This window comes from Microcoleus sp. T2B6, assembly GCF_036700475.1.
Classification (GTDB): domain Bacteria; phylum Cyanobacteriota; class Cyanobacteriia; order Cyanobacteriales; family Microcoleaceae; genus Microcoleus.
The window spans coordinates 1-7,138 of record NZ_JAUBOZ010000187.1; the positions used below are offsets into that span (position 1 = coordinate 1).

The 7,138-nt window shown below is 47.1% G+C and carries 4 protein-coding genes; all 4 read right to left on the reverse strand.

Annotated features, from left to right (window positions below):
* Positions 1-347: 347 nt before the first annotated feature.
* The 4 genes from QUA00_RS35690 to QUA00_RS35705 all read right to left on the reverse strand — a co-directional run bounded on the left by QUA00_RS35690 (position 348) and on the right by QUA00_RS35705 (position 6,965).
* Positions 348-2,441, reverse strand: a complete 2,094-nt coding sequence (locus tag QUA00_RS35690; protein ID WP_333413273.1) for a HEAT repeat domain-containing protein — start codon at positions 2,439-2,441, stop codon at positions 348-350.
* Between the two features lie 218 nt (positions 2,442-2,659).
* Positions 2,660-3,019: a nitrite reductase small subunit NirD gene (gene nirD / locus QUA00_RS35695; RefSeq protein WP_333413275.1), complete on the reverse strand. Its 360-nt coding sequence runs from the start codon at positions 3,017-3,019 to the stop codon at positions 2,660-2,662.
* Positions 3,020-3,225: 206 nt separating this feature from the next.
* Positions 3,226-5,790: a nitrite reductase large subunit NirB gene (gene nirB, locus QUA00_RS35700; protein WP_333413277.1), complete on the reverse strand. Its 2,565-nt coding sequence runs from the start codon at positions 5,788-5,790 to the stop codon at positions 3,226-3,228.
* 386 nt (positions 5,791-6,176) lie between these two features.
* Complete coding sequence (locus tag QUA00_RS35705) at positions 6,177-6,965, reverse strand: ABC-2 family transporter protein (protein ID WP_333413279.1); 789 nt, start codon at positions 6,963-6,965, stop codon at positions 6,177-6,179.
* Positions 6,966-7,138: the final 173 nt, after the last annotated feature.

Here is a 7,138-nt window from a genome sequence, read left to right on the forward strand (position 1 = left end):
ACTTTTCTGAGAGAACATCCAATTAGTTCAGCAGTTTGAGCTTGTGTATTTCCGTTATTTAGTAATAAAAATATTAACGCTCTTTGTCGAATATCTGGATGCTCATGGTCTTTTAATGCTTGTTGCAGAGTTTCCTTTGTTTCTGAACTGAGGAAGTTTTTAGTAGGCATTGACTTTATCGGGAAATTATCATATTATACCATACAATATGCGTTTTAGATGCTGAACAGCTTACCATTGTGTCTGCATAGTGGAAACTCCTACTCTATATCCATCAGTATTTTACTTAAACATTGCAACCTACAGATAACTTTCTGGTTGCTGTCCCCACCATGAATTATTTCGGTTTACCAGTCTTGGCTGCGTAGCCGGCGACCCGCTAAGGCCCGCACTTGCTCTTCTGCGTCGGAAACTGCAAGCGATCGCAACAACGGCACAACTCCCGGATTTTCGGGATAATGTTCGATAATCGCTTCGAGCGCTGTAAATCTGGGATTGTAAGGAAAAGAACCGTTTTGATTGTCAGGATCGCTCAAAGCTCGATCGCGCAAAAACTCAAACATTCCCGGCTCGTCTTTCCATCCCCGCATTAACTCTACCAGGGCGATCGCCCGCACCTGCGAATCTTCATCCTTTTGAGATCTACTTTTGAGCCACTCGAAAGTTTGAGACTGATTTGTCCGTGCCCGGGCTAACTTTTGCAAAGCGATTTGCCTGACAGCGGGACTCTCATCGCCCTCTGCTTTAGCCTCCAGCAGCATCCAAGTTTCAGGATTGTCTGGCCAGTTGTAAGCTAGTTCAAGCACCACCGCTTGCCGCACCAGCGCTTCCCCAGAATCGAGCTCAATTTTCAGCCAAGGCAAGGTTTCCGGGTGGTCGGGCCACCCCCGCACGATCGATCGCACTAGCACGCTCAGCAGGTGAGAATCATGCTCCAACTCTACCCGGCTTTTGAGGAAAGGCAGCGTCTCGCCCCGGTGAGACCAGCGTTTTGCGATCTCTTCCACCGCAGTTTCTCGGACGTTGAGGTGTCTGTCTGACGCGGCGAGATTTTGCAACCAGCCAAAGACTTCGAGACTTCCTGACGCCACTGCGGCGACAGCCTCCACTACTACTTGCCGCACAGTCCAGTAATCCTCGGAATCAGCTATTTTTTGCAGCAGGGGCAGGGTTTCTGGGTGGTCGGGCCAACCTGCGGCTATCTGTTGTAGGGCTATTTCGCGCAGGTCGGCGTCGCGATCGCCCAATGCTATATTTTTCAAAAAAGTCAGAGTTTCGGGGTTCCCGCGCCAGCCAGAGGCAATTGCTTGCACTGCTGAGCGCCGGACGCTCGAACTCGCGTCGGACTCGGCTTTAGTCTTCAGCAGCGGGTAAATGTCTGGTTCGTCGGGCCAGTGCGAGGCCAATTCTTCTAAAGCTGCTGTCCGCACTTCTTTGCTGCTGTCAGATTCGGCTAGGCTTTTCAGCAGCAGGCAAACGTCGGCTGCAGCAGGCCAGCCCGCTGCCAACTCCCGCACCGCTACGGTTCGCAGGATAGAACTTCCTGTCTGGGCAAGGTTTTTGAGCAGGGAGGCCGTGCCTAAAAGGCTGTGCCAACCTCTGGCTATTTCTTGCCACGCACAGACTCGCACTCCCAAATTTTCGTCGGATTCGGCGGCCTTTCTCAGCAGCAGCAAGGTATCTGTGCGATCGGGCCAATTAGAGGCCAACTGTTCCAGTGCTGCGGTGCGAACTGCGGGACTTTGATCTGACTGAGCCAGGGCAGTCAGCAGCGGCCAGGTATCGCTCGTGTCTGGCCAACCACAAGCCATTTCTCGCACACAGGTCGATCGCACTGCCCAGCTTGGATCGGATTTGGCGAGTTTTTTGAGCATCAGGTAAATTTCTGGCTGGTCTGGCCAACCACGGGCTATTGCTTCGACTGCTGTGGATCGGACTTCGCCACAGTCGGTGGAGTGAGCGAGTATTTTCAGCCAGGGCAGGGTTTGCGGGTCGTTTTTCCAAGTTTGGGCGATCGCGACGATCGATCGATTACGAATTTGATAAGTTTCCTGCAATTCTTGAGCGCTTTGATAAAGAATCAGGAAACCCGTACCGTATTGCGATAACTTTTTTAAAGCGTTTAACAGTTTTTTTTCGGTTTTTTTATTAACATCATTTTTAACTTTTAACAAGCATTGCGCTGCTAAAAACAAATTAATAAATTTTTCTTGTTGACCGTTCTGATCAGTGAGATATTCTATAATTTGGCTCGCTGTTTCTTTGTCGAGCTTAGCTGCAATTTCTCTGAGAACTTCGTGCAAAGATTCGTCCCGCCAGTGCTGGCCGAAAACTTGTATGTTGAGTTCGCCCCAAGTCAGTTGACCGATTTTGAGTTGGGCATGGATTAACTCTGCTACAGTCTGGGAATTATTTTCGGAAACAAGTTTTTTTAACAACATACCGATACCCTGCCCCCTGAAGTTTGTTTGCATTGACAATCATCGCATCAGCTCGGATATTAGTTGATATTTTTTTGAGCGAGCCTGGAGTATGGAACCAATCGACTCTATTTTATACGAAAAATACTGAGTCGGGAGGGCCCCAATGCAAAATCCGCCACCACCCACAGGAATGTTAGGTGTTGGCGGATGGCGATCGAACAATTAAGCCGCTGAATCTAACTAGCAGCTACTTGGACGCGATCGGCTACAACCCGAACCGCAAAAGTAGGAATCTTTACCGTTTCATCATCCAGACATTGCCCGGTAGTGAGACTAAAGTTTTGCTTGTAAATGGGAGAAGCAACTTTGAGAGTGCCGTTGCGATCGCCCACAATTCCCCGCGACAAAACAAAAGCTTTACTAAACGGGTCGTAATTGCTAAGCGCATAAACTTCATCTCCGTTTCCCACTCGGAAAATCGCCACTTGTTCGCCTTTAACTAAAGCGCAAACTCCAGTATAAGGGGCGATCGCATCCAGAGAACACACATCTACCCAAGTAGTCACAGTATCTGAAACTTGTAATGATTGAACCATTTTCTTTTCCTGTTATTTTACTTCAATCTCGTTCCCAGTCTCCGGCTGGGAACGTAGGTTTCGAGGCTCTGCCTCGCCTCGCCGAAGGAGGCAGAGCCTCCCGGAATTCATTCCCAGGCAGAGCCTGGGAACGAGATTAATACTCTTGTCCCCCCCTTATTAAGGGGAGTAGGGGTTGAGTAGGGGGCAAGCTAAGGGGGGATCGATTATTCCGAAACTCCAGCCAGAGCCTTTTCATGTTCGTTAGCCGGCCGCGTTTGTCCCCGTTCCGCAACACGAACAATACTCGGATCAGGCAAATCGGAATTCACAAAATGCTGGAACCGCTGCACCTTTTGTGGGTCTTCAATCGTCGTTTTCCACTCACATTGATAAGTATTAACTAAATGTTCCATCTGGGCTTCTAATTCAGCACAAATCCCCAGAGAATCCTCAATTATCACCTGTTTCAAGTATTCAATCCCGCCCTCAAGTTTGTTCAACCAAGTAGCAGTGCGTTCCAATCTGTCGGCCGTGCGGATGTAGAAAACCAAGAATCGATCGATATACTTAATCAGCGTTTCCTTATCGATATCCGTCGCCAGCAAAACCGCGTGTTGTGGCTTAATGCCGCCATTGCCACACACGTACAAATTCCAACCATTCTCTGTCGCAATTATCCCAAAATCCTTGCTTTGAGCTTCGGCGCATTCGCGAGTGCAACCAGAGACAGCAGATTTGAGCTTGTGGGGCGATCGCAAACCACGATACCGCAATTCAACTTCGATCGCCAAACTCGTAGAATCCTGCACCCCAAAGCGGCACCAAGTGCTACCCACACAAGATTTTACAGTACGCAGAGCCTTACCGTAAGCGTGTCCCGACTCAAATCCCGCATCAATCAACCGACGCCAAATATGCGGCAATTGATCCACACGAGCTCCAAACAAATCAATCCGTTGCCCGCCAGTAATCTTAGTATAAAGCCCAAAATCCCTGGCAACTTCACCCAAAACAATCAACTTATCCGGCGTAATTTCTCCCCCCGGTATTCGGGGCACCACCGAATAAGTACCGTCGCGCTGAATGTTTGCCAAAAAGTAATCGTTCGTGTCTTGCAAACCGACGTGAGACTTCTCTAAAATATGGTCATTCCAAGTAGAAGCCAACATCGAACTAACAGCTGGCTTGCAAATTTCGCAGCCCTTACCTTTGCCGTGTCTTTGAATCAACTCCTCAAAGGTTTTAATCTCTTGAGAACGCACTAAATGGTACAATTCTTGACGAGAATATTCAAAATGTTCGCAGAGATTATTTTTGACTGCAAACCCAGCTTTCTTCATCTCCGACTTGAAGATATCTGTCACTAAAGGCACGCAGCCACCGCAACCCGTCCCAGCTTGAGTGCATTTCTTGACGCTGGCAACATCGGTTAAATTATGATCGCGAATCGCTGCACAAATCTGCCCTTTGGTAACATTATTGCAAGAACAAATTTGAGCCGAATCCGGCAAACTGTCTACTCCGAAACCGGCCGATCTTCCCCCTTCTCGCGGTGGCATCAACAAATCTTCGGGATGCGGCGGCAGAGCAATTTCATTTTGCATGAATTGCAGCAAAGTGCCGTAAGCCGAAGCATCTCCTACGAGAATTCCGCCTAAAATCCGGCTGCCGTCTTGATTTAAAACTAATTTTTTGTAAATGCCTTGGAAGGTGTCAGCAACAACAATTTCTTTAGCATCGCCCGACTTGGGAAAAGGCTCTCCAAAACTAGCAACATCCACCCCCAATAATTTGAGTTTAGTGGACATATCTGCACCTGTAAAAGTGCTTGTGGGACGGGCATCTTGCCCGTCATCCGCTACACTGCTCAAAATATCTGCTGCTACGCTTGCCATTGTATACCCAGGCGCAACTAAGCCGTAGATGCGATTTTGATAAAGGGCGCATTCTCCGATCGCATAAATGTCAGGATCGGAGGTTTGGCAGCTATCATTAATCAAAATGCCACCGCGTTCTCCTACTTCTATACCGCAACTTCTGGCAATTTCGTCGCGGGGGCGAATGCCAGCAGAAAACACTATCATATCTGTTGCCAATTCCGAACCGTCAGCAAACAGCATTTTAGTAACTTTGCCATCTTCGCTGACAATTTCTGTGGTAGATTTGCTGGTATGAACCGAAACCCCCAAATCTTCTATTTTGCTGCGGAGAATTGCACCGCCAATTTCGTCAACTTGCACGGGCATCAGCCGCGAGGCAAACTCAACAACGTGAGTTTTTAGACCCATATTTTGCAGAGCATTAGCACACTCTAGACCTAACAAACCGCCGCCAATCACTACGCCTGTTTTGCAATTTTTAGCGTAATCTGACATCGCTTCCAGGTCGTCAATTGTTCGGTAAACAAAAGTTCCTGTAGCGTCTTTGCCTTTAATTGATGGCACAAATGGATAGGAACCGGTCGCGAGAACAATTTTGTCGTAGGGAACTTCTAAACCGTTGGCTGAAGAGACTATTTTGTGTTCCCGGTTAATGGCGACTGCTTTGTCGCCAATGTGAATCTGGATGCCGTTTTGTTGATAAAATCCCGGTGCAACTAAAGATAAATCTCCCGCTGTTTTGCCAGAGAAAAATCCGCTGAGGTTTACGCGATCGTAAGCAACGCGCGGTTCTTCACAAAAAGTAATTAAATTCCAGTGTTTGGCAGCATCCGAGCTCACCATTAACTCCAGGAACTTGTGACCTACCATGCCATTGCCGATTACAATGAGGTTTTTTTTGGCTGTCATTAGAATCTCTTTTATCCCGTTTATCAGTCGTTGGGTTAATTAATATAAGACTTTATTGTAAACTTTTGTACTTATATATACAAAAAATGGAGATTTATGCAATTGTCGAATACTCCCGATTGCATTTTTGCATGATGTCTGCGATCGAGGTAAATACGGTGCTTCACCTAAGTCTTTTTGACAAAAGGATTAGTATTATACTAGGACGGACTCTAGAGTTTTATAATTTTTAATTATTATTTAACTAACAAGCAGGAAGTCCCGCGCCAAAAATGGTACGAGTTGAGGGAGGCGATGAAAACGCACAAATTAAGTGGGTTGAATGCCCACTGGATTTATAACTATTCTCGCATATGAGGAATACTGTAGCATCCGCCCTGGGTAGTTCACGCTCCCATGCCCGAATACTGCTTCAAGCCCTGCCGCCAAAGCCAGCGATTCCACACAAAAAATACCGCCGCCCAAGCCAACATTACCAACAAACCACGGCCTACATCTACGGGTAATCCTATCAAGATAGAAGCGGGAAAATGAATCAAATAAGGAAACGGCGTCCACAAAACTACTTCGCGCACCTGTGCGGGAAACACTTCTAGCGGCGCGATAAGTCCCGATAAAAATAGGTAAATTAAAAGCCAGAATTGTTCGATCGCACTTGCCCTTTCCAACCAAAAAGCAAACAGCGCAAAGGTATACTGGATCAAGAACCGCAAGCAAAAAGCCAAGACGATTACCAACAAAAACAGCAAAAACCTGCCCAAACTCGGCAGCCAAAAAGCCTGCGGGTAAAGTGCAAAAAACAGCAGCACTAATCCGCATATAAACGGCAGCCTCGCAAACCTTTCGGAAACGTGAGATGCAAAGTGATGCCATACGGGATCGAGAGGCTGCAACAATCTATTAGATAGCTCGCCTTTCACTACTTGCTTTTCAAAATCCCAAATCACCCAAACTACATTTGTTTGCCTGACAATGAAAGCAGCTAAAAAATAACGGGCAAAGTCGATCGAATTCAGCCCAAATTGACCAGTTTCGGCCGCCTGCATCCAGACGCCCATCAATATAAACGGCAAAGCTCCCGACAGCGCCCACAAAAACAATTCCGCCCGGTATTCGAGCATATAAGCATAGTAGGTAACTAGCAAAGTTTTAGCAATTTTGATGGATTTTGTCATATCAATTGTAGATTTAATTTTTCGGTGTTAGCAACGGGCAAGATGCCCGTTCCACAAAACATTGAAACTTTAGTGGAACAGGCATCTTGCCTGTTCAATTTTTCGGTGTTAGCAACGGGCAAGATGCCCGTTCCACAAAACATTGAAACTTTAGTGGAACAGGCATCTTGCCT

What these genes read in the sequence shown, in the direction of transcription:
- QUA00_RS35690 (WP_333413273.1), bottom strand. Translation starts at nt 2,441, where the DNA reads ATGTTGTTAAAAAAACTTGTTTCCGAAAATAATTCCCAGACTGTAGCA.
- nirD (WP_333413275.1), bottom strand. Translation starts at nt 3,019, where the DNA reads ATGGTTCAATCATTACAAGTTTCAGATACTGTGACTACTTGGGTAGAT.
- nirB (WP_333413277.1), bottom strand. Translation starts at nt 5,790, where the DNA reads ATGACAGCCAAAAAAAACCTCATTGTAATCGGCAATGGCATGGTAGGT.
- QUA00_RS35705 (WP_333413279.1), bottom strand. Translation starts at nt 6,965, where the DNA reads ATGACAAAATCCATCAAAATTGCTAAAACTTTGCTAGTTACCTACTAT.